Source organism: Roseofilum halophilum BLCC-M91, assembly GCF_030068445.1.
Classification (GTDB): Bacteria; Cyanobacteriota; Cyanobacteriia; order Cyanobacteriales; family Desertifilaceae; genus Roseofilum; species Roseofilum halophilum.
Genome location: NZ_JAQPOK010000139.1, coordinates 19,895 through 41,200, shown reverse-complemented (window position 1 = coordinate 41,200; position 21,306 = coordinate 19,895). Strand labels below are relative to the sequence as shown.

Genomic DNA, 21,306 nt, shown 5'->3' with positions numbered 1-21,306 from the left:
CTTTTCCCAGGGTAACGGCTACTCGGTTAAATGATTTTCTGATTTTACGCCAAACGCAACCGCACAATCGGGTGATTCGAGCGGTGCAAAACTGGAGTCGGAAATTGGAGCAGCGCAGATGACTCTTACATTGTATAAATGAACTCTGGAACGTTATCATCGGGCGATCGTGCGTCCTCCTCTGCGACGGTATTTAGACCATCATCCCTATCCAGAAGACATTTTTTGTCTGAACGTAGGGAGCAAGATGCTCCCACTACAGTAATATCAATCGATTGATCGCCTTTTTCTTTAAGCGTTTTCGATTCCTAAAACGGGTAACAATTCGGGACGATCTTCGATCGCAATTTGGGCGATCGCCAGAAAGTCCGCGATCCAATCAGCTAACACATCGATCGCATCATCTCGATGGCGTATGGCTGCTTCTATGCCGTCTTGATAGCTTGCATAGGCCTTATCAACCGCTTCTACCTTAACTTTTCCGGCCTCTAAACGCTCCTGACTTAGGCCATAATCGGCTAAAACATCCACAAGGCTCAAATCATCTAAACTCTGAGTATAGAACTGTTTGGCTTGCATCAGCCAACCGGATAAACTCGGTTTGCGATCGCCCATTAACCCCAGTTTTACATGGGTTACCCCATCTTTGCGAAACGCCACACGAGCGATCCTTAAATGCATATCGTAGCTCGGTTGAGCTACTGCTAAAGCTTCTTCCACAATGCTCATATCCCGTTCTCCGGGTATGGGTTGCTTCATCAGCGCTTCCCAAGCTGAATCGTACAGGGCTTTTCCCCGCTCCATGCGCTCCGGGGTATAGCCAAATTCGAGCAAGTCATTTTGAATCTCTGAATGGTTGAGAGCGCCTTCGAGGGCGACTTTAGACGATAGAAAAAAGCGATCGATACTTTCACTCAAAGACATAGACAAATCAACTCCACACCATGGTTCTTTACTCTATAACATTTTTTATGCCGCCTCTCCTCTGGGAGAGAGGGTTGGGGGTGAGGGCTGCATGTCTCGTACAAAAGAAAAGGCGTAAAGTAGTATAATCAATCCTTTGCGCCCTACTCCCCCATGACCCCTCAGAGTATTCTAGAACAGGATCGCTACTGGCTCTGTAACGCCCAAGTTCCTCTGTGTCTGTTTCTTCCTAAACATTGCCCTCCCACAATTACGCCGAACTCAGAAAAATTGGTGCGGGTGGATATTCATATCGAGGAGGGCATGATTACGGAAATTTGCGCCAGTGGCGATCGCCCTCCGAGCAATGAAAAGGATGTCTATGATATGAAGGGGGGCCAAGTTTGGCCAACCTTTGTCGATATCCATACCCATCTGGATAAGGGCCATATTTGGCATCGGAGCCAGAATCCTGATGGTACATTTTCTGGGGCGATCGCCGCTTCTATGGAAGATGGCGATCGCTATTGGACAGCCGACGATCTCTATCGGCGGATGAATTTCGCCCTAAAATGTAGTTATGCTCACGGAACCACAGCCATCCGCACCCATCTCGACTTTAGAGGCGAAGAAACAGAAGTCACTTGGGAAGTCTTCCAAACCCTCCAGCAAGAATGGCAAGGGAAAATTCACTTGCAAGCGGTGAGTTTAAGCACGTTAGAAGAATTACTGACCCCAGAAGGACGACAGTCGATCGATCGCCTAGCGGAAATGGGCGGAATTTTAGGGGGAATGCCCCTGATGAACCCTAATCTGGAGCGCCAACTGAGTCAGGTGTTTCCTATGGCTAAAGAGCGTAACTTAGACCTAGATTTTCATACCGATGAAAATCTAAATCCAGAAGCGCGTACCCTCTATCACGTAGCCAAAACAGCCCAAAATCATCAATTTCAAGGGCAAATTACCTGCGGTCATTGTTGTAGTTTAGCCGTACAACCGCCAGAAATGGTTCAAGAAACCCTAGAAGCAGTCAAAGCGGCTAACATTGCGATCGTCAGCTTACCCCTGTGTAATCTCTACCTGCAAGACCGACAACCGGGAAAAACCCCCACCTATCGCGGGGTGACCTTAATTCAAGAAATGCAACAGATGGGAATTCCCGTCATGTTCGCTTCTGACAATTGTCGCGATCCCTTCTTTGCCTTTGGCGATCATGACTTGCTAGAAGTCTTTAATCAAACCGTGAGAATTGCCCATTTAGATATCCCCTATGGAAATTGGCCGCAAGCGGTGACCACAATTCCCGGTAAAATCATGAAATTACCCAATCCAGTAGCGATCGCCGTCGGTTTACCCGCTAACCTCATTCTCTTCAAAGGACGACGCTTTACCGAACTGTTAGCCCGTTCCCAACATGACCGCATCGTACTCCGTAACGGTCAACCCATCGATACCACCTTACCCGACTATGCCGAATTAGATCGCCTTTGAACTCCAACTTACAGCAGTTACACCGCTTTACACTCTCAGCCACCATTCAGCTTGTCGTATCCCCTCCCTGACGGATAGCAAAATAGAGTAACACCACTCCAATGAAGAAAAACACACTACCATTCAATCCTGTAATCATCGCAATCAGCCACAAATCCCAAAACGAATCAATTTTTGCCTGATTGACTTCTTCAGGATTATAGAGAACAATTACCGATTGTCCAGTCTGAAACGCGGGGGGATTACTACCCCTATTCGATTCAAATTCGACCGCTTCTCCATTAGCCGTTTCAAATTGTATCACTGGATGAAAAACGTAAGACCGGCTCGTGCTACTACTGCTATTGCTGCTTCTTCTCCGGATTAACTCCACCACTGAGCCTTCTGCTTTTTTAGCCACTTCAAGGAAGGAGCGAGTATTAAACCCCAGAACGCCAGTGACAATCAACAGGAGAAAACCAATACTGGAAAACGTAATCCCCACGACTTTGAGTGTTTTCTGATTCGAGCCTGACATATCGCACTCCTTTTCCAAAAATTCCTGCAAAAAGACTAAACTTTATAATTTTTGCAAAGGGACTACTTTAGGATTGAGGATTTTTCGCCCTAAACCAGTAAACTGAACGGCAACCGATTGCTGTTCTTCCTTAGCGCCGAAAACATGGGTAATTTGCCCAACTCCAAAGCTCCGATGCAGTACGCGATCGCCCACTTGCCAATCCGTATTTTTTTTCTGGCTCTTTTTGCCCTTACTGGTAGGTTTACCGGCTGATTTTTTCTCTGGTTTACTCACCGTTTTGGGCGGTGACTTTTTAGGAGCTGGACTCGGAGCAGTAACTAGGGCTTGGTAAGCCGTACCTCCCTTTAACAATTCCCGGGGTAATTCCCCTAAAAATTGAGAGGGAGTAGCCGATTCTCGATTTCCCCATAACCGACGCTCCTGGGCATGGGTTAAAAATAATTGTTCCTGAGCGCGAGTAATGCCGACATAACATAAGCGCCGTTCTTCTTCTAGGGCAGCCGGATCATCCATGCTACGAAAATTGGGGAATAAACCCTCTTCTAAACCCACTACAAACACAATCGGAAATTCTAGCCCCTTGGCTGCATGAAGCGTCATCAGGGTAACCGCATTTTCCCCTTCTTCTAGTTTATCTAAATCCGATTGTAAGGGAGCATAATTGAGATAACTGGATAAATGGGGATCTCCAGTTTCTTCCTCATATTGGGTAATGGCACTCAACAGCTCTTGCAGGTTTTGTAGGCGATTTTCAGATTCGTCCGTTCCTTGGTATTTCAAATCTTTGAGATATTCGGAGTCGGTTAAAATACCTTGGGCAATGGTTGAAGCATTGTCGGTTTCCACCCGCGCTTGCCAACGGGTAATCAGGTTATAAAAGCTCATCACTGCTTTGGTTGAGCGTCCGGCTAATGTCCGCACAGAGGTTTCATCACTGATAATTTCCCATAGGGGAATCCCCAGTTCTGCGGATGCGCCTAAGAGCCGATCTAAGGTAGATTTGCCAATCCCACGACGGGGCACATTAATGATGCGTAGCAAACTGACGGTATCGGCGGGATTGATTAAGAGTCTTAGGTAGCAAATGGCATCCTTGATTTCCTTGCGATCGTAAAATTTTAATCCCCCCACCATCCGATATTTGATATTCTGACGTACTAAGACATCTTCAAAGGCACGGGACTGGGCGTTGGTGCGATATAAAATGGCAAAGCTGCCCCAATTCACATCGGGATTCTTTTGTGTCAGTTGACGAATCTGACGGATGACAAATTCTGCTTCCTCGATTTCATTATCGGCTTGGTAACAAGTAATGGGAACGCCTGAATCACGAGTGGGGCGTAACACCTTGTCAATTCGTTCTTGGTTGTTCTGAATCAGTGCATTGGCGGCTTGTAGGATATTTTCCCGCGATCGATAATTTTCTTCGAGTTTAACGATTGTCTTGCTCTGGCGATCGGGTAAACCATCGCCGAAGTCTTGTTGAAAATCCATCAAAATCCTGAAATCTGCCATGCGGAAACTATAAATGGATTGATCTGCATCGCCGACGACAAAAATGGAGCGATTTTCCCAGTCTTTATAGTCACGGCTATTGACTTCTCCTGTTGCTAACAGGCGAATCAAGTCATATTGGGTGCGGTTGGTATCCTGATATTCATCGACTAAAATATGACGGAAGCGGTTATGCCAGTAGGCTAAAACCTGCTCATTTTGGCGCATTAACTTCACAGGGACTAAAATTAAATCGTCAAAATCGAGGCCATTATTTTCTGCTAGTCGTTTCTGGTACATTTCATAAACTTCAGAAATGACCCGTCCTCGATAATTGGGTTGTTCCTGCTGAAAGTCTTGGGGGGATAAACCTTTGTTTTTGGCATTACTAATGGCGTAACGCACGGATTTATGATTGAATTTTTTGTCATCAAGGTTTAAGTCTTTGGTGACAATTTCCTTCACCAGACCTTGCACATCGGATTCATCAAAGATGGAGAACTGTTTATCCCACCGTCTGCCCCTTTCATCCTGATATTTATCGATGTCGTAGCGTAACATGCGAGCGCAGGAGGCATGAAATGTTCCCACCCATAAGGGTTTAATATAATCATGATAGATGCGCGATCGCAACCGCATCTGTTCTGCATCCCCCAAATCATCCCAATCTCGTCCCGTAGCACTCGTCGCTAACTGCTCGGCAAAGAGGCGCTCAATGCGCTCCTTCATCTCCCGTGCTGCCTTATTCGTAAACGTTACTGCCAGAATCTGTTCTGGATTGACCCGATGCCGTAAAATTAAATTAGCAATCCGATAGGTGAGGGCGCGAGTCTTCCCCGAACCTGCTCCAGCAACCACTAACATTGGGCCGCACACATGCTCAACTGCGTTTCGTTGTGAAGGGTTAAGAACCCTGAGAAAGTCTGAGGTTTGGGTCATGGTCGGAACAAGGCTGAGTCTACGGCAAATCAAAAAAAACATTATAACATCTCTTAACCCCGCCTAATGTTTACCAATATTCGCCTTTTGCTGGAAGCTTGCCAGTCTTTAAACCTAGATTATGAGATTGTTCATCCCAACCAAAATCTGATTAAAGTTAATCTGGATAAGCCCTATTTCTTTGTTAATGGATTTACCCCGATGTCAACCGGGGGCATGATGAGGATTTTGAAGGATAAGGATTATACTTATCATATCCTTAAGGATAGGGTGTTGATGCCGAAAACCTCTGCATATATTGACCCTGATAATCCAACCTATAAAAATTATGTAACTTATAAAACAATCCCCAAAATAGTCACGGACATTGAAGACACTTTTGATTGGCCAGTCATCATCAAGAGAAATACAGGATCTTGTGGAGTGAATGTGTTTTTGTGCGATCGAGCCTCTGAGATACAAAAATCCTTAGAGAAAATTTTCGATCTGCACACTAAAGATTATGATTATGTGGCGTTGGCGCAACAGACGATTAATATTGAAACAGAATATAGAGCCATTTTCTTAAATCAATCATTGGTGTTGCTTTATGAAAAAAATATTCAAACAGCCAACTTTGTGGGTAACTTGAGTCCTCTCCATTGGCAAGGCGCTCAAGCTATTCATATTGGCGATCGAGACAAAATTAGCACCATTGAGCAGTTTATCCAGCCTGTTTTTGAGGTGTTACCGATTAGCTATGGAGGATTTGATATTGCGGAGGATAAGTCAGGAAATTTGTGGCTAATTGAAATGAATTCTAATCCGAATTATGGTATTTTCATTCGCGATAATCCAGAGGGGCTGGTGGTAGAGGTATTTGAGAAGCTTTTAAAATCTCTCATGGAGTCAGATTAAAGGACAGAATATCATGCCATTTTGCTATACTCGGACGGTTCGCTTTGCAGAAACGGATGCTGCTGGTGTGGTTTATTTTGCTAATGTGTTTCAGTTGTGTCATGAAGCCTATGAAGCGTCTTTGGCTGCTGCTGGAATTGACTTAAAAGAGTTCTTTTGTCAGCCGAAGATGGCTTTTCCAATTATTCATAGTAAAGCGGATTTTTATCGACCTCTGACTTGTGGAGATAGTCTAGAAATTGAACTGACTCCGGTCTTTTGTCCACCGGATGAATATGAGATTAATTATCATATTAAAGTGGGCGATCGCCTGGCAGCCCAAGCCACCACCCGCCATGTCTGTATCAACGCTCACCAGCGCACCCGGCAACCCATACCAGAATTCTTACTCAACTGGCTCGATCAATGGTCAAATTAATGACTGAAAATAAGGTGGGCAATGCCCACCCTACGATAGTTGACTTTGTTGGGTTTCACTGCCGTTCAACCCAACCTACAGTTTTAAGTTGGGCAGTCATTTATTTAGCCCCCTCTCCCGTGGGAGAGGGGGTTGGGGGTGAGGGCTATGCCTTATCGCAACTTCAAAATTTGGGCAGTAACCGCCAAACTTTCCTCATATAAAACATCTCGTCCCCAGCGTTGCAACTGTTGACTCATCATCTCTTCTGCCTTTTGATCCGTAACCGCAGTCACCTGTTCGGTGCGACTATTACTGGCACTGCCACCGGCTTCCATCCGCATACATCCGGTGGTTTCGGAACATAAAATCGTGCAACAATTGGCACTAGGATTACTAGAATTGAGCAAAACCCCGACTAAATCCCCTGGAATTTCGCCCCAGTCAGCCGTCGGAATTCCGGCTAACTCCGCATAAATTTTCTTATTTTCTGGGCCAGAAAACTCAATCCGTTTAATATCATAATCGCCGCCTTCATCGTTATAAGCTACCGGTTGCCAACCAAGGCGACTGGCTAACCATCCCAAAAACATCAAAGCTTGGGCATCATTGCCTTTTTCATAGTCAATGGTTACCTGATCGATATCGCCTAGGGAATCTCGGCGCTCTGGCGGATCGAAGGCGGCGGCGGTTAATTCTTGCCAGGGATAAAACCGATGCCAGTTTAAGTCGGCAATATAGGTTTCTGATTCGATTAACTCATAAATTTTGAGCAATTCGGAAGCCGGATCGCTAAAATAACAGGAATCGACGACGATACAATTGGCTTGTTCAGCTAAATGTTGAAATAAGGGTTGCTCTGGGTTGGGGGTTGCTTTCCACCAAGCAAACTTGGGTAAATCGGGGATTAATAGGGAGGAAATCAACTCTTTCACCCGTTCTAGGGCTTCTTTTGTCCCGCGTAGGGTAATGTATTCACAGCAGACCAAGGTGCTGCTGCTGCTGCTTTTTTGAATGGGACAATAGGCAGAAACCTGGGCGCTCACGCCTCGATCTTCGCCTAAAACGGGGCAGAGAGTAATGATCCGACAGGGATTTTGGGAGGCGATCGCCTCACTGACACTCGATCCCCGCAAATCTACATTACTGAGATCGGCTACCTGAGAAGGCGATCGCTTCCCATACTCCTCGCGCAAACGGTGTAGCGTCTCCCCATCAATGCGACTGGTGATCCTCAGATCGTAAGCCATCTGAGCCTCACGCACCGCCTCCTTCATCATCGGGCCATTAATACCATCAATGGAGCCACTATAGAACCCCAAACCAGCCAACAACTGTTGGAATTCCTCCGGCTCATAGATCACCATACTAAACGTCGCCGCTCGCGTAGCCACTGGCGTAGCCTTGCCTGTATTTTGGCTCAACCAAATCTTATTCAGTTCCGCCTCAATCTCTCCTAGAGAAATATCCTTCGGTTTTTGTAACGTAACAATCGGAGTAGAAGTCATGACGAGTAATGAGTAATGAGTAATGAGTAATGGGTAATAGGGGAATGGGGAATAGGGAATGGGGAATAGGGAATGGGCAAGAGGCAAGAGGCAAGAGGCAAGAGGCAAGAGGCAAGAGTTAATTCTCCATATCTTCTCCGCGTCTCCGTGTCCCCGTGTCCCCGTGTCCCCGCGTCCCCGCGTCTCCGCGTCTCCGTGTCCCCGTGTCCCCGTGTCCCCGCGTCCCCGTGTCCCCGCGTCTCCGTGTCCCCGTGTCCCCGTGTCCCCGCGTCCCCGCGTCTCCGCGTCTCCGTGTCCCCGTGTCCCCATCTTCGCTTTAAAGTCTCCGCCACCTGCGGCCATCTCGGTTCAGCAATAACTCTGCCTCCACCGGTTCCCAAGTCCCCGCCTCATAGAGGGGAATCACTTCCGGAGGAGCCGGAGCATCCCAAACATCCAACACTGGCGTTAACACTCGCCAAGACGCTTCCACCTCATCGCCACGGGTAAACAGAGTCTGGTCGCCTAACATACAATCAATCAACAAGCGGCTATAAGCATCCGTATTCGCTTGACCAAAGGCGCGATCGTAGCGAAAATCCATATCAACCGATCGCGTCCGCAAAGAACTCCCCGGCGTTTTCACCTCAAAGCGCATCGAAATCCCCTCATTCGGCTGAATACGCATCGCCAGCACATTCGGGTTCGCCTGTTTCGCCGCCGACTGGAACATCAAATAGGGCACATCCTTAAACTGAATCGCAATCTCCGACACCTTTTTCGGCATCCGTTTCCCCGTCCGCAAATAGAACGGAACCCCCTTCCAGCGCCAATTATCAATATTCAACTTCAGCGCCGCATAAGTAGGAGTTACCGACTCCGGACTCGCCCCCTCCTCATCCCGATATCCCGGAACCTGCTTACCCTTAATCCAACCCGACGTATACTGACCCCGAACCGCACATGCATCCAAATTGCTCAAAGAAGCCAAATGGGTTGCCTGTACCACCTTCACCTTCTCATTACGAATACTATCCGCATCCAAAGAATTCGGCGGCTCCATCGCCGTCAACGAAAACAACTGCATCAAATGGTTCTGCACCATATCCCGCAGCGCCCCAGACGTTTCATAATAGCCAGCTCGTCCTTCCAAGCCCACCATTTCCGCCACCGTAATTTGCACATGGTCAATAAACTGGCGATTCCACAGGGGTTCAAAAATGGCATTAGCAAACCGAAACACCAACAAATTCTGTACCGTTTCCTTACCCAAATAATGGTCAATGCGGTACACCTGCGTTTCATCACACACTTGAGTTACCACCCGGTTCAGAGTCCGGGCGCTACCCAAATCATGGCCAAAGGGCTTTTCAATCACCAACCGTTGTTTAGTGGGATCGTCCAACATCCCCGCATTCCCCAACTGTTGGGTCGCCTCTCCAAAAAAGCGAGGCGCAACCGAGAGATAAAACACCCGGTTACCGCGAGTTCCCCGTTGACTATCGAGTTCTTCCAGAAACACTTTGAGCTTTTGATAACTTTCCGGGTTGTCAATATCTCCAGGACAGTAAAACAGGCCTTGGGCAAACTCATGCCACAACTCTTCTGACTGAAGACCGCCCCCAAAATCTTCCACACCTTCGCGCATATGCTCGCGAAAAAAGTCATGACTCCACTGGCGACGAGCCACCCCCACAATAGTCAATTCTGGGGGCAGTCGTCTCTCTAATTTCATTTGGTAGAGAGCCGGGACTAATTTGCGTTGAGTCAGGTCTCCAGATGCACCAAAAATAATTAAAATCTGGGGTTCAGGAATACGATCTTGTTGCAGTCCAACGCGCAGAGGGTTTTCTGTGAGTGTAACCATAGAGAGTCAATTGACGATAGTGGGTTTAATCTAGATGTACAGAATGTTGGTGTGGGGTTATTTTATCTCGCTAGGCACGGTTGAGGAAAGATTCGGCTAAGGCCACATCTTCTGGAGAGCCGATAATCAAGGGCGTTCTGGCGTGCAGTTCTTTGGGGATTACCTCTAAGATATCTTGAGTCCCTGTACTGGCGCGGCCTCCTGCTTGTTGGGCGAGGAAGGCTAAGGGTGCTGATTCATAGAGTAACCGTAGTTTACCCTCTGGTTTTTTCAGAGTCCCCGGATACAGAAAGACTCCCCCTTGGAATAAAATGCGATGAAAATCGCCCACTAAGGCTCCGCCATAGCGAGCCGTGCATCCTTCGTGGCGGTGAACATAGCGCACATACTCGCGCATGGGTTCGTCCCATTGCCAGAAATTCCCTTCATTGACGCTGTAGACGGCTCCATGGCTGGGAATTTTGATATTTTCTCGGCTGAGGATGAATTCTCCTAAGCTGGGGTCTAGGTTGAAGGCGTGGACTCCGTTGCCGACGGAATAGACGAGTATGGTACTGGGGCCATAGAGGATATACCCGGCGGCGATTTGTTTGTGTCCGTCTTGGAGGAGGTCGGAGGCGCTTTCATCTAAATCTATGCCTTCTTGTTTGCGGATGGAGAAGATGGAGCCAACGTTGAGGTTGGTATCGACATTCGATGAGCCGTCGATGGGGTCGTAAATCAGGGTTTGGCGGCCGATGGGGCAGTTTTCCGGGATGTAATAGGGTTTTTCCATTTCCTCGGAGGCGAGGCGACAGACGAGGCCGCTTTGTTTGAAAACGCTGATGAATACGTCGTTGGCGTAGACATCCATTTTTTTGACGGATTCCCCTTGGACGTTGGTTTCTCCGGTGAATCCGAGAACGTTATCCATCAGTCCGGCTCTGGACAGACGACGGGAGATGAGTTTTCCGGCGAGGGCAATGCGATTCATGATCGCACTGAGGTCTTGAGCGTCTGGGGAAAAGCTTTGCAGTTGTTGGAGGACGTGGCGGGATAGGGTGGTACAATCCCGGTCTAGGGCATGTTCTTGGGCAACTTCGACATGGGCATCGGCCATGGGTCGGGTTCCTCTTTTAACGTTCTAATGCAATGGACAGTTTGTCATCCCTTGAGATGGACTTGTTGATTATGTTAAGGAATGGGGTTACTCAATGGCTCTAAGCTTAAGATGAACTATAGAAATGGCTGGTTGGGAAAGGGAGCCAGGGTTTAATTACCTATGCTAGAGGGTGACTGGGGGGTTGAGGTTTTGGGGGGCATTGGCAGGATTAATCAGGAAAAAAGAGGATCGATTTTGCTTAAGAATGGAGAGACTGTACTCATGGGTTCTGAGAGGGCGATCGCCGGATTGATAAGCTGAGTCTGGTTGTTGTTTTAAACTCTCTGACCGGCGGTTGAAGTTATCCTTTATAATTGACGAAGATCCAATGCCAGATGAATGCACGTCCGCGAAGACTCTAATGTTAAATCTGACTTCTGTTGTCATTAATGAATTCTTGGTAAAAATCCGGGAAGGTTACCACCGGACTTATGGTGGCTATAAACCTGATTATGCGGATATTATCGTTTGGGCTGGAAGTATGGCCCTGGAAAATATTGCCAATAGTGATGCCCTTTATCATAATGTGGAACATACGATTTTCGTAACATTGGTGGGGCAAGAAATTCTTCGCGGAAAACATATTCGTGAGGGTGGTGTTTCGGCAGAAGATTGGCTGCATTTTATGATTTCTTTGCTCTGTCATGATATTGGTTATATTAAGGGGGTTTGTCGTCAGGATCGGCATTCAGAACGGTTGTATGATTCTGGGATCGATAATAGTATGATTGAGTTGCCACCAGGGGCAACGGATGCGGGGCTTACGCCTTATCATGTAGACCGGGGTATGCGGTTTATTGAGGAGCGGTTTGGGGGACATAAATTAATTGATGCAGAGGAAATTAAACGCAATATTGAGTTGACTCGTTTTCCGGTTCCCAAGGATGAAGATCATGCGGATACGGCGAATTATCCGGGTTTGGTTCGGGGGGCGGATTTAATTGGTCAGTTGAGCGATCCGCAGTATTTACAAAAGATTCCGGCCCTGTTTTATGAGTTTGAGGAAAATGGGGCTAATAAACAGTTAGGGTATGAGAATCCTGGGGATTTGCGGAATAATTATCCGGCGTTTTTCTGGAATGTGGTTGCGCCATATATTAAGCCTTCGTTGAATCATTTGAAGTTGACGCAGGAAGGGAAGCAGGTGATTGCTAATTTGTATGCGAATGTTTTTCGGGTGGAACATGAGGCGCAAACGGATCAGTTTGTTTGAGGGAAAAAGAGAAGGGAATGGGGTAGGATAGAGGGGATTTTGAGGTGTTAGGAGAATAAGTGTTATGGATGTGATTCCGGCGATTGATTTGCTCCAGGGGAACTGTGTGCGCTTGTATCAGGGTGATTATGAGCAAAGTCAGGTGTTTGATGAAGATCCGGTGGCGATCGCCAAACAATGGGTTTCTCAGGGGGCAAAACGCTTGCATGTGGTAGATCTCGATGGCGCGAAGTCGGGAGAGCCGGTGAATTTGGAGGTGATTCGGGCGATCGCCCAAGCGATTCCGATTCCGGTACAAGTGGGAGGCGGCTTGCGAAACCGTGCCGGGGTGGCCAATTTGCTCTCGACTGGGGTCAAACAGGCGATTCTCGGTACGGTGGCGGTGGAAAATCCCGAACTTGTCCAACAGCTCTGTCAGGAGTTTCCAGGGCAAATTATGGTGGGGATTGATGCCCGTGAGGGTAAGGTGGCGACGCGGGGATGGTTGGAAAACTCGACCATTTCTGGAATTGAATTGGCCCAAAATTGCGCCCAGATGGGAGTTTATGGCATTATTTATACGGATATTCATCGGGATGGAACCCTGAAGGGGCCCAATATTCCCGCCTTGCGAGAAGTAGCGGAAGCGGTGGATGTGCCGGTGATTGCTTCCGGCGGAGTCAGTAGCGTGACGGATTTGCTCAGTCTCTTGGCCCTAGAACGTTTGGGGGTGACTGGGGTGATTGTGGGTAAGGCGTTATACACCGGTGATGTGGTATTGAAGGAAGCGCTACAGGCGATCGGCCCCGGTCGTTTACAGGATATCCCCCCCGATTTAGATTCAACAGCGATCGGCTAGGGGCCAGGTCAACAGGGCCTCGGTCACCTATTTCATCCGCCTTCAATCTTAGTAAGATCAAATCTGAATAATCACTTTTAGATGGCAGGATTGACCATCGATCCTAAAAACAAAGGAGTTTGGGTTTCCCGATCGTAAATGGCGTAGAAAAAGGGGCGATCGACAACCATTTCAAAGGGATTAGAGGGCGGACGAATCGAGGTGGCGACAATGCCAACGGAGGTTACCGCAGCCGCTTCTGTGCCTTTTTCATTCACTTCAATAAAGGTTTTATGTTTCACGCGATCGATTTTGGCAGACGAGTCGCTGATGCCAGAAAAATCAGCATTGTCACTAAAGGCAATGTCCATGCCTAATGCGGATAAAACGGGTTTGAGTTCTACGCCATATTCCAGTTGAAATCGAGGCAGGGTAATAGAACCGTCCTGTTGGGCAAATTGCCCTAGCCAGGTTTGCCAAGTGGTACTGTTGAGTTGGCTATAGAATTGGGATAGGTTATGGTCGGCTTGGGGTAGAAAGATATAGAGACTAAATCGGCCTTCACCATAGGGTAGGCGAATGGCTTGGAATTGTTCGGTTTCGAGATAATCGTAGCTCCCGGTTTGGAACATCATGGGATGTTGTTTTTCTTGTCCGTTGGGGAGGTGAAACGGACGGTTTTGGGTAAGATTAGGATTAAATTCGTTTTGCCAGTTTCCTTTAAAGTAGGTGGCATTAATCAGGAAGAGAAGATCGTTGGGATTAACCTGATCGACAATTTGGGGGATTTTACCTTGGGTTTGCTTGCTCACCCAATGATTGATGTGTTTGGGAGTGGCTGGATCGGTAAAATCCAACGATCGCAGATTGGCATCATAATAGGCTTGGGTTTGTTGCAGAAAGTCGGGTTTGAAGTTAATGTCATTTCTGCCCCAAAGGGAATTGGCTAATTTGAGCTGAACGGATGGATCGCTCTGTTCTAAACGCTGCTTGAGGTTGGCGTAGGCTTGATTGACTTCGCTTAAGCTCATGCCTTGTAGTTCTAAGGCATCATGCATGGCGGTTTGAGTGTCTCCTGATGCGCCATTGTAGGTCATGGTGAGGGCGATCGCCACACTGGAGGGAGAAATTAAGATATTTTCCTTTTTTTGCTGGGCTAATAAATGCTGCCATAGCTTAAAGCTAAACCGGGTTTGAGCATCGGTTAACTGGGGATTCACAGGAGTATCGGTAGCCGTGAGAATTGGAGATGAGGCGATCGCCCCTGGAGTCGTCGGACGAAAACATCCCCACAACCCCAAGAGGACTAAACCTGCTGTCATCAGTATACCGATCTTTTTTAGCGTTTGTGCATTCATGCTCCGCACTCCAGAATATAGGGATCTATACTTCTAGGCTGTCATAGCGATCGGCAGATGGCAGTGGTGTTACCCTTTCTGTAACCAAGGGAAGGGCATGGGGGAATGGGCAATAGGCAATAGGGAAATAGACTATCCTCCCCATTCACCTATTGATTCAATACCTAACTTTCCTGAGTTTATGTTGAGAAATTGAGTTAATTTCTAGTTAGCTTTGACTAGAGGAAAGGTATAGTTACTGTCCATGCCAGGAGGTTTTTTTGTTTCTTCACCATCCTCAGATTGCTCATAGATCATGGCTCTATATCCGGTGTTAATGGGAATAATGGCTGCCTTAAATCCTTTACCCTTAATGGTAACTTTTGTGAATCCTTCTAAACTGAGGAAAGACCCCATCAACAGTTTGAGGGAAATGGTTTGGAAAATGACTCTCGTCCAATCGACTTTGAGGCTTTGATCGAGAACCACATAATCATTGAGAATACCATGGCGGTCAAAATAGGCAACAACGCTGATATATCGTTTTTTGCGACGAGACTGCTGGTAAATGGCAAATTTTCTTAATGGATGTTGTTGAAGAACCATGACTTAAAGTTAAAAAAGATTAAGGTTTGAAGCAAATTTTTTTAAAAAAGGTTGAATTTAAGGGCGATTGAGGCTTTTGGCCGGGGTTTCTCGGCTGGGATCAGGGAAACTTTTGTCTGGCCTCTCTTCCAGCATACAGGATTTTTAAAGTTCTATCACTGCGGCTGAATACTCCCAAGATCGTCAATCTTCAGTGATATTAGCGAACTTTTAACCGACATCCTGTTCAAAGAGAACAAAATATCCGAATTTTTACGATTGGGTTTTACCGGTGCTTGAAGTCAGGACAGGCGTACAAGGGGAATTTACTTAAAATACTAAATAGAAAATCCGGATTTCCCCCTAGACCTCTGACCCCCTATTTCCGTGAAGATAGGGGGATGGGGGGACACGGAGACACGGGGATGGGGAGATGGGGAGATGGGGGGACACGGAGACACGGGGATGGGGAGATGGGGAGATGGGGAGATGGGGGGACACGGAGACACGGGGATGGGGAGATGGGGAGATGGGGGGACACGGAGACACGGGGACACGGGGACACGGGGACACGGGGACACGGAGAAATACCCATTACCTATTCCCTATTCCCTATTCCCTATTCCCTATTCCCTATTCCCTATTCCCTATTCCCTATTCCCTATTCCCCATTCCCGACTGGCTATAGGGTTTGTAGGGCTTGTTTAAGGCGATCGCCATCTTGTCCGTTCTGATTCCAGAGTAACCAAGATTGGATCAAGTCGGGGCCGTGGACTTCACCGGTTAAGGCAGCGCGTACACTCCGCATCACTAAGCCTTTTTTCACCTTTTTTTCTTTGGTGACAGCTTTAATGGCATCTTTGAGGGTGTCTTCCGTCAGGGTAGCGCCCTCGACGGTGGCTAAGAGGGACTCTAGAATCTCTTTTACGCCCTCTTTTTGCAGTTGTTCCCGCGCTTCTTCAGAGAAGTCGATCTCTTGGGTAAAAAACATTTGCCCTAATTCCACAGCTTCGGGCAACCGGGTTAAACTGGGGCCGATTAAGGCAACGAGTTGTTCTAACCAGGGGCGCTCTTGGGAGTCTACGTCATAACCGGCGGCTTTCCAGAGAGGAAGAATCAGATCGGTTAATTCATTGACGGGGAGATGATGGAGATATTGGCTGTTAATCCAGTTGAGTTTGTCCCAATCAAATTTAGCACCGGCTGGATTGACGCGATCGAAGCTAAAGGTTTTGGCCGCTTCCTCTAGGGTAAAGAGTTCCTGCGTCGCATCGGGAGCTGTCCAACCCAACAGGGTCATATAATTGGCTAGGGCGGGAGCAATATACCCCATCTTATGGAAGTCGGAGATGGAGGTTACGCCATCGCGCTTGGAGAGTTTGCGCCCTTCTTGATTAAGAATTAGGGGCGTGTGGGCAAATTCGGGAACCTGTCCCCCCAAGGCTTCGTAGAGTAATATCTGTTTGGCGGTGTTGGCGATATGGTCTTCGCCGCGAATGACATGGGTGATGGCCATGTCCATATCATCGACGACTACGGCTAAGTTATAGAGGGGTTGGCCGACTCCTCCGGCTTCGGCAGCACGAGCAACGACCATATCTCCGCCTAAGTCGCCAGCTTTCCAACTGACACTTCCCCGGACTAAATCTTTCCAGACAATGGTGCGATCGTCGTCGATCTTAAACCGAATTACAGGTTTACGACCTTCGGCTTCAAAGGTGGCTTGTTCCTGTTCCGTCAAATGGCGATGGCGGTTATCATAGCGGGGAGCAAGTCCGGCGGCTTTTTGCTTGGCTCGCATGTCGTCGAGTTCTTCTGTGGTGCAATAGCAGCGATAGGCGAGTTTTTTATCGAGCAAGGTTTGCACGGCTTGCTTGTACATATCGAGCCGTTGGGACTGATAAAAGGGGCCTTCATCCCAGGTTAAACCGAGCCACTTCAGGCCTTCGAGGATATTATCAGTATATTCGGGGCGCGATCGCTCCTGATCTGTATCTTCGATCCTAATAATAAACTTTCCCCCCAGATGGCGGGCGAATAACCAGTTAAATACAGCCGTCCGTGCTGTACCAATATGCAGATTTCCGGTGGGACTCGGTGCGATTCTGACTCTAACGCTCACAAAAGTTTTCTCTTTCGATACAACTTTTTCTGATTTTAACGCTTGAGGTTGAGAAGCGGGTAAGATGCCCGCACTCCTCGAATTCTTTGATCTGACTGGAGTGGGAGCATCTTGCTCCCTGGATTTTTAATTAGGGTATTTCCGCTTCGCGGACATCAATAAGCGGACTTGAGATAATACAGCGCTTCGCGCTCTGGGTGGGGAAATGGGGGAGCGGGGGAATGGGGGGAGTGAACAACAGACTCAATAAGGGCGAGTGAGCTATTCTGGCTCTTCTTAAAAACCGCCATTCATGTACCTCATACAGCGCGAAAACTGCTGTAATGAGTAATATCGAATCTGGTTCAACAATTGTCATTCGATTAGAGACAGAAAAACGCTAACTCCAAAAAAAAGGAATTAGCGTTAAGACATAGAGGTGAGTACGGGAAGTTAGGGTACTCACGCTACCGAGATGACTAGCTCGCCAGGTTGTTGCTGCCATAGGTATCTAAGCTATATCCAGGGACGCGGTTGGTGTAGTCGGTTTCTTGACCGGTTACAGATTTAGCGATGCTATTGAAGCCATCGGAATCCCAGTTGCGTTCGTGGATGGATTTGGTTTGTTCTCCCATGAAGTAGGCTTGGGTTCCGATGACAGAAGCAGCAACCCAACCAGCGATGAAGAGTAAGGAAAGAATAACTAAGTTAACCATGATGTTCTCCTTTGTGTGAACTTTTGTTTCGTCTCTTGTAAACTAATGTAACGAATTCTTGCCACATCTGTCAATATGATGTTAATCACACTCTAGTGTGACCTAGATCCCTCTGAGCGGTTCAATCCATAGCAATCCGATTTACCTATTACCGCGCGTTTCATGTCTGCGAAGCAGAAAGCGCTATAGACTTGAATGCTCTCCATCTTCTTCCCATTTTCCCCACAACGCGCTATACTTAAAGGCTGGCATAAAATACAGACCAATCACCAAGGAGAATCCTGTTATGGCCCGGATGTACTACGACGCGGATGCTAACTTAGACTTATTCAATGGTAAAACCGTTGCTATTATTGGCTATGGTTCCCAAGGACATGCCCACGCACTGAATTTAAAGGAGAGTGGGGTAAATGTGATTGTGGGGTTGTATGAGGGAAGTAAGTCAAAAGCGAAAGCAGAAGCTGCCGGGTTAACGGTTAAGCCTGTTGCGGATGCGGCCAAAGCAGCAGAGCTGATTATGATTTTACTGCCAGATGAGGTGCAGAAGACAATTTATCAGAATGAAATTGCCCCTAACCTGAGTGAAGGTAATGTTTTAGCGTTTGCCCATGGGTTTAATATCCACTTTGCTCAAGTGGTTCCCCCAGAGAATGTGGATGTGATTATGGTAGCGCCAAAAGGGCCGGGACATTTGGTGCGGCGAACCTATGAACAGGGGGAAGGGGTTCCTTGTTTATTTGCGGTTTATCAGGATGCAACGGGACAAGCCCGCGATCGCGCCATGGCCTATGCTAAAGGTATTGGCGGAACTCGTGCCGGTATCCTAGAAACCACGTTCCGCGAAGAAACGGAAACCGACCTATTTGGCGAACAAGTAGTCTTGTGCGGTGGCTTAAGTGCCCTGATTAAGAGCGGTTTTGAAACCCTGGTAGCGGCAGGATATCAGCCGGAATTAGCCTATTTTGAATGCCTCCACGAAGTCAAGTTAATTGTAGACTTGGTAGTAGAAGGAGGACTAGCCCAAATGCGCGATAGTATCTCCAATACTGCCGAATACGGCGATTATACTCGCGGCCACCGGATTATCACCGATGAAACCCGGGCCGAAATGAAGAAAATCCTCCAAGAAATTCAAAGCGGCCAATTTGCCCGCGAATTTGTCTTAGAAAATCAATCGGGTAAAGCCGGATTTACGGCCATGCGTCGCCAAGAAGCCGAACATCCCATTGAAGAGGTCGGGAAAGACTTGCGAGCCATGTTTAGCTGGCTGAAAAAAGCATAGTTTCTGATTTTGGGCGGGTTCTTAACCCGTCCTCACTGTTAATGAGTCTGGGAATTTCTAGCTACCATTTAAGTAGGTCTTAATTCATCCAACCATAACCATGACAGAAACAGCCTCTTCCTTTGACTTTGTGCCTCAAGCGACTCAAGACCGGCAAACCCTGGAACAATTGGGTTTTCTGCCGGGTTTGAAAGAAGTGTTAATGGTGCGCCAAGTTCATGCCTTAGAACATGCTACCGTTTGGGTGCTGACGGAGTTAGACAGCAGTGGTGAACTGTTGGGAGGCATGTCTACAGAACAGGGATTTTATCTGTATGGCCAGGTTAACCCTCAAACCTTACGGCGAGCCGTGTATAGTGCCCTTGACCGCATTACCAGAGGAGAATGGAACCTGGCCGTTCATCCCCGGTGCGGAACCAATATTTCTGTGGCGTTGCTGCTGACGGCTGGTTTTACCCTGGGCGTGAATTTCATGATGCCCAAAGACCCCCTAGGGCAATTGCTGGGTGTGGGAGTGGCGGCGATGGCGGCTTCCCAGTTAGCCCCCGATGTGGGGCCCATTGCCCAACGCTACCTAACGACCGCCATTCCCTTTAACCTGGAAATCGTCAGAATTGAGGAAACTCAAGATATGTGGGGGAAACCGGCCCATTTTGTGCGCGTGGGATGGCAGGATTAGTAACAAAACTTAAAATACTAAGCGTGCCGACGAGAGCCGTTGAGTAGTACCCTGAGAAACAATGCTCGTTAACAAATACTCAAAGGAAACAGTCATCATGGTTCAACGTGGTTCTAAAGTCCGTATTAAACGCAAAGAGTCCTACTGGTATAACGATGTCGGTACGGTAGCCACCATCGACAAAAGCGGGATTAAATACCCCGTTGTGGTTCGCTTTGAGAAAGTGAACTATACCGGTTTTAGTGGTAGCCCTTCTGGACTCAATACCAATAACTTTGCAGAAAGCGAGCTTGAAGAAGTTAAGTAGGTCTTAACATAGTCTTTTGGCGAAGTCTATCTAGGATGAGCAAGAGTTGTGCCTGAACTACCAGAGGTTGAGACGGTTCGTAGAGGACTCAATCAACTGACGCTAGGGCAGGAGATTGAGGGTGGGGAAGTGTTGTGCGATCGCCGGATATCTGGCTTAAGTCACAGCATTGCCCACCCTTCTTCTGTGGATGAATTTTTGCAGGGGGTAAGGGGAGCGAAGATTAAGCAATGGCATCGTCGCGGCAAGTATTTGTTAGCTGAGTTAACCCGCAAAGGAGAGCCTGGAGGCACTTTGGGGGTGCATTTGCGGATGACGGGGCAGTTGTTATGGGTGGCTCCGACGGAACCTCTGGCGAAACATACGAGGGTAAGATTGGGGTTTAAGTCGGGAAAAGAGTTACGGTTTGTGGATCAGCGTCGCTTTGGTCGGGTTTGGTGGGTTCCTGCGGATGTAGCCCTAGAGAAGGTGATGACGGGCTTAGGAAAATTGGGGCCAGAGCCGCTTTCTGAGGAGTTTTCGGTGGTCTATTTGCGCGGCAAGTTGGAGAACCGCAAGCGACCGATTAAAACGGCTTTATTGGATCAGAGTTTAATTGCTGGACTGGGTAATATTTATGCGGATGAGGCGATTTTTCTCTGTGGAATCCATCCAGAAACGCGCTGTTGCGATCTGTCTAATTCCCAGGTGGAGGGGTTAACGAGGGCGGTGGTTCAGGTGCTGGAAGATAGCTTGCGGGAGGGGGGTACGACGTTTAGCCATTTTTTGAATGTGCAGGGGGTAAATGGCAATTATGCGGGGGTGGCGTGGGTGTATGGTCGTAGGGGTGAACCCTGTCGCCGTTGTAACACGATAATTGAGCGCATGAAGTTGGGGGGGCGATCGAGTCATTTTTGCCCCCAATGCCAATCAATTAAAAATTAAAAATGCCTTGATTTGTAGGTTGGGTTGAGGAACGAAACCCAACAAATACGTTGGGTTGAGGTTGGGTTTCACTTCGTTCAACCCAACCTACAGGAAAATGGCGAAGGTATTGATAGAGAAATGGTATTGTAAACTATTACAGCAAGTTGAGGCGATCGCATGATTGTGCTGCTCCTCATAGGCGATCTGCGCTTATAGTCAATTCAAAT

19 protein-coding genes are annotated in these 21,306 nt (G+C 47.7%); 9 read left to right on the top strand and 10 right to left on the bottom strand.

The annotated features are described in order from the left end of the window. Positions 1-291: 291 nt before the first annotated feature. The gene (locus PJF56_RS18050) at positions 292-924 is read right to left on the bottom strand and encodes a PQLLE family protein (RefSeq protein ID WP_283764095.1); all 633 of its coding nucleotides are present in this window, start codon (positions 922-924) and stop codon (positions 292-294) included. Positions 925-1,077: 153 nt separating this feature from the next. Between PJF56_RS18050 and PJF56_RS18045 the strand changes: the two genes are divergently transcribed. After that, entirely contained in the window at positions 1,078-2,394 is a 1,317-nt protein-coding gene (locus PJF56_RS18045) for a cytosine deaminase (protein WP_283764094.1), read from the top strand. Between the two features lie 46 nt (positions 2,395-2,440). On the opposite strand, the gene PJF56_RS18040 is transcribed toward PJF56_RS18045, so the two are convergent. Continuing rightward, complete coding sequence (locus PJF56_RS18040) at positions 2,441-2,911, bottom strand: DUF3592 domain-containing protein (protein WP_283764093.1); 471 nt, start codon at positions 2,909-2,911, stop codon at positions 2,441-2,443. Positions 2,912-2,953: 42 nt separating this feature from the next. Continuing rightward, positions 2,954-5,347 carry a DNA helicase PcrA gene (gene pcrA, locus PJF56_RS18035; protein ID WP_283764092.1) on the bottom strand — a complete coding sequence of 798 codons (2,394 nt, stop codon included), beginning with the start codon at positions 5,345-5,347 and terminating at the stop codon, positions 2,954-2,956. Between the two features lie 66 nt (positions 5,348-5,413). Here pcrA and PJF56_RS18030 point away from each other — a divergent pair, with 66 nt between their 5' ends. Together PJF56_RS18030 and PJF56_RS18025 are read left to right on the top strand one after the other, a co-directional pair. After that, positions 5,414-6,244 carry an ATP-grasp domain-containing protein gene (locus PJF56_RS18030; RefSeq protein ID WP_283764091.1) on the top strand — a complete coding sequence of 277 codons (831 nt, stop codon included), beginning with the start codon at positions 5,414-5,416 and terminating at the stop codon, positions 6,242-6,244. Between the two features lie 13 nt (positions 6,245-6,257). Next, positions 6,258-6,662 carry an acyl-CoA thioesterase gene (locus PJF56_RS18025; protein ID WP_283764090.1) on the top strand — a complete coding sequence of 135 codons (405 nt, stop codon included), beginning with the start codon at positions 6,258-6,260 and terminating at the stop codon, positions 6,660-6,662. A 152-nt stretch (positions 6,663-6,814) separates the two neighbouring features. Here the strand turns inward: PJF56_RS18025 and opcA are convergent, their stop codons facing one another. The 3 genes from opcA to fbp all read right to left on the bottom strand — a co-directional run bounded on the left by opcA (position 6,815) and on the right by fbp (position 11,094). Continuing rightward, positions 6,815-8,149: a glucose-6-phosphate dehydrogenase assembly protein OpcA gene (gene opcA / locus PJF56_RS18020; protein ID WP_283764089.1), complete on the bottom strand. Its 1,335-nt coding sequence runs from the start codon at positions 8,147-8,149 to the stop codon at positions 6,815-6,817. A gap of 316 nt (positions 8,150-8,465) precedes the next feature. Then, the gene (zwf, locus tag PJF56_RS18015) at positions 8,466-9,995 is read right to left on the bottom strand and encodes a glucose-6-phosphate dehydrogenase (protein WP_283764088.1); all 1,530 of its coding nucleotides are present in this window, start codon (positions 9,993-9,995) and stop codon (positions 8,466-8,468) included. Between the two features lie 70 nt (positions 9,996-10,065). Beyond that, positions 10,066-11,094, bottom strand: a complete 1,029-nt coding sequence (fbp, locus tag PJF56_RS18010; RefSeq protein ID WP_283764087.1) for a class 1 fructose-bisphosphatase — start codon at positions 11,092-11,094, stop codon at positions 10,066-10,068. 403 nt (positions 11,095-11,497) lie between these two features. Here fbp and PJF56_RS18005 point away from each other — a divergent pair, with 403 nt between their 5' ends. Together PJF56_RS18005 and hisA are read left to right on the top strand one after the other, a co-directional pair. After that, entirely contained in the window at positions 11,498-12,349 is an 852-nt protein-coding gene (locus tag PJF56_RS18005; RefSeq protein ID WP_283764086.1) for an Npun_R2479 family HD domain-containing metalloprotein, read from the top strand. 64 nt (positions 12,350-12,413) lie between these two features. After that, positions 12,414-13,187 carry a 1-(5-phosphoribosyl)-5-[(5-phosphoribosylamino)methylideneamino]imidazole-4-carboxamide isomerase gene (gene hisA, locus PJF56_RS18000; protein ID WP_283764085.1) on the top strand — a complete coding sequence of 258 codons (774 nt, stop codon included), beginning with the start codon at positions 12,414-12,416 and terminating at the stop codon, positions 13,185-13,187. 77 nt (positions 13,188-13,264) lie between these two features. Here the strand turns inward: hisA and PJF56_RS17995 are convergent, their stop codons facing one another. From PJF56_RS17995 to PJF56_RS17980, 4 genes are all read right to left on the bottom strand, one after another. Continuing rightward, positions 13,265-14,524 (bottom strand): serpin family protein, encoded by a 1,260-nt coding sequence (locus PJF56_RS17995; RefSeq protein ID WP_283764084.1) that lies wholly within the window; start codon positions 14,522-14,524, stop codon positions 13,265-13,267. A gap of 204 nt (positions 14,525-14,728) precedes the next feature. After that, the gene (locus PJF56_RS17990) at positions 14,729-15,109 is read right to left on the bottom strand and encodes a hypothetical protein (protein WP_283764083.1); all 381 of its coding nucleotides are present in this window, start codon (positions 15,107-15,109) and stop codon (positions 14,729-14,731) included. A gap of 661 nt (positions 15,110-15,770) precedes the next feature. Next, positions 15,771-17,210, bottom strand: coding sequence for a glutamate--tRNA ligase (gene gltX / locus PJF56_RS17985; protein ID WP_283764082.1), 1,440 nt, complete (start codon positions 17,208-17,210; stop codon positions 15,771-15,773). A gap of 458 nt (positions 17,211-17,668) precedes the next feature. After that, on the bottom strand, positions 17,669-17,905 hold the full coding sequence (locus tag PJF56_RS17980) for a photosystem II protein, Psb35-related (protein WP_283764081.1): 237 nt from the start codon (positions 17,903-17,905) through the stop codon (positions 17,669-17,671). Between the two features lie 286 nt (positions 17,906-18,191). Here PJF56_RS17980 and ilvC point away from each other — a divergent pair, with 286 nt between their 5' ends. The 4 genes from ilvC to PJF56_RS17960 all read left to right on the top strand — a co-directional run bounded on the left by ilvC (position 18,192) and on the right by PJF56_RS17960 (position 21,097). Continuing rightward, positions 18,192-19,187 (top strand): ketol-acid reductoisomerase, encoded by a 996-nt coding sequence (gene ilvC, locus PJF56_RS17975; RefSeq protein WP_283764080.1) that lies wholly within the window; start codon positions 18,192-18,194, stop codon positions 19,185-19,187. A 100-nt stretch (positions 19,188-19,287) separates the two neighbouring features. Continuing rightward, positions 19,288-19,866, top strand: coding sequence for a DUF6391 domain-containing protein (locus tag PJF56_RS17970; protein WP_283764079.1), 579 nt, complete (start codon positions 19,288-19,290; stop codon positions 19,864-19,866). Positions 19,867-19,963: 97 nt separating this feature from the next. After that, positions 19,964-20,173 (top strand): photosystem I reaction center subunit IV, encoded by a 210-nt coding sequence (locus tag PJF56_RS17965; protein WP_283764078.1) that lies wholly within the window; start codon positions 19,964-19,966, stop codon positions 20,171-20,173. Between the two features lie 48 nt (positions 20,174-20,221). After that, positions 20,222-21,097: a DNA-formamidopyrimidine glycosylase gene (locus PJF56_RS17960; protein WP_283764077.1), complete on the top strand. Its 876-nt coding sequence runs from the start codon at positions 20,222-20,224 to the stop codon at positions 21,095-21,097. Positions 21,098-21,306: the final 209 nt, after the last annotated feature.